Consider the following 2616-nt stretch of genomic DNA (forward strand, 5'->3'; position numbering starts at 1 on the left):
AAAGCTGGTGATGAAGTTACTATCAATGTTGATGGTCACGAATACAAAACTAAAGTCGTTGAGCAAGATGGCAAACTCGGCTGGACTGTTGATGTTGAAGGTTCGGTACTTGCGAATGCGTCAAAAGATCACATTACAGCCCAAGTAACGGCAACGGATAATGCTGGTAACAGTAAGATTGCAAACGCTGAGCATGATTACAGCGTGAAAACTTTAGATGCTTCTATCACTATCGACAATATTACCAGTGATAATGTGATCAATGAAAAAGAAGCAACTGAAAAGCAGCTTCTTCATGGTGATGTTGGCGGTGATGTGAAAGTCGGCGATAACGTGACCATTACGCTTGATGGTCATGACTATACAACGAAAGTGATTGAGCGTAACGGTAAGCTAGGCTGGCAAGTTGAAGTTGCGGGCAGTGTGCTAGCTAATGCAACCACAGATCAAATTTCTGCATCTGTAAGTATTAGTGATAAAGCTGGTAACTCGGAAACTGCGACTGCAAGCCATGACTATAAAGTAGCAACGCTTGATGTATCTGTGACTGTTGACACCATTAATGGCGGCAAAGCGATCACGGGTGAAGAGCATGATAACAATACACCTATCACTGTAACGGGTAGTGTTGGTGGTGACGCTAAAGTCGGTGATACTGTCACGTTACATTTTGGTGATCAAACTGTTGATGTAAAAGTAGAAGATCATGGTGCTGGTCAGTTAGGTTATACCGCACATGTACCTGGTGGATACTTTGAACCAAACCAAAATAATGGCTTTACTGGTGAAGTAAACGCCACTATCAGTATCTCAGACCAATACGGTAATAGCGCAACTGCAAATGGTGATAAACCTTACGACGCTTATGGTGAAATTCATATCGGTGGTAATGGTGGTGATGTTATTAATGGTAGTGGTTATAACGATCTTTTAGTGGGGGATTCATCACCTGTTGAAATCAAAATTGAGCCTCAAACAATTAGCTTTATTCTTGATACATCAGCAAGTATGGGAGCAATAGCTATTCCATTTAGTAAAGCATTTGGTATTTCTCCTGATGAGAAAATTTCCAGTGTATCGTTCAATAATGGTGCTCATGCGTTATTCCAGAGTTTATCGTTTGATGATGCAATGCAGCAGTTGATCTCCAATCGCCCTGATATTAATTACAATACGGAATTAACTATTTGGGATTCACATAATGTGAAGCATACCATTAGCATGGAAGAGGTCACTCGAATTGGTTTAGCAAAAGAAGCATTAAATAATACCTTACATACTATTGAAGAAGCTTATACACCAGAGCAGTTAGCGGTAACGACGATTAACTTGTCTACTTTTGGTAGTGGTTATCAAGGTACAACATCATTTAAATACGATCCTGTCTCAAAACAGCTGGTTGCTGTAGAACAGCATAGTAAAGATATTAATGATACCCATAACCCGTTAGCTGCAATTGGTGAAAATATTACAAGCTATTTGAAAGGTATAGAGCCATGGGGACAAACGGATTATGACGCGGCATTGAAAAATGCATTTGAATTGTTTAAACCTGGTGAATCAAATACATTATTCTTCCTTTCCGATGGTGAAGATAATATTGGTGATCGTTTTAATATCAATACAATCATTAAACATGTAGGTCAAAACTATTTCCATAGTATTGATCCAAATATCATTACCATGGGTATGGCAATTGATAATCCAGAAGCTGTAAAGCAAATGGAAAGCATTGCTAAGGTTGGTCATGATTATGGAAAAGACAGTCACTATATTGATGTTCATGACATGAGTAAGCTAGATGAAGAATTAGGTATTGCAGCCCAAAAAGTTCTTGGTGGTAGTGATACAATTCATGGTAGTTCTCATAGTGATATCCTATTTGGTGACTTCATGAATTATGAAGTGCTTGGTTATAAAGATGGTCATTTACCAGATGGTTTAACACCTGAAAATGCATTAAAAGATGCCGTTGCTAAAGATGCTGGTAAATCAGTTGCTGATATTAATGAGAAGGACATTTTTAGTTTCATTGATAAACACCCTGATATTGCTGATATATCAGTGCACCAAGGTGGTATTGATAAGCTTTATGGTGAAGCGGGCAATGATATCTTATTTGGTCAGAGTAAAAACGATGTTCTTATCGGTGGTGAAGGTGATGATAAACTTTACGGCGGTAGCGGTGATGATCTTTTAATTGCTGATCAAGGAAACGATATTCTGGTTGGTGGTACGGGTAACGACACATTTAAGTTGGACTTTTTAAGTCAAGAAGATATTCATGCCACTGTAACAATTAAAGATTTTGCTTCAGGCGACCATTTAGATTTAAGTTCAATCTTAGGTGATGATAGCAGTGTTGATGTATTACTATCTCAGGTATCGAGTACAAAAATACAAGATGGTACGTTAGATATAGGTCTACATGGTGATAAACAGCATATTGTTATTGATAACATTTCTTCTGTTTATCCTGATTTAGGTTCGTCAACATCAGATATTGTGACTAATCTATTTCATCATGGCGTGATTGATACTACTCATCATTAATGATTAGATAATTAAAAAGGAGCGAATAGCTCCTTTTTTTTGTTCTTAAAACTGATACCTCAT

At 37.7% G+C, this 2616-nt stretch carries 1 protein-coding gene; it reads left to right on the top strand.

The genetic code is table 11. From position 1 onward, the window contains the following. On the top strand, nt 1–2553 hold a 2553-nt coding region (locus E5A76_RS20765), incomplete at its 5' end, for an Ig-like domain-containing protein (protein ID WP_161119049.1). Nucleotides 2554–2616: the final 63 nt, after the last annotated feature.

The organism is Photobacterium lucens (assembly GCF_009873615.1).
Taxonomy (GTDB): domain Bacteria; phylum Pseudomonadota; class Gammaproteobacteria; order Enterobacterales; family Vibrionaceae; genus Photobacterium; species Photobacterium lucens.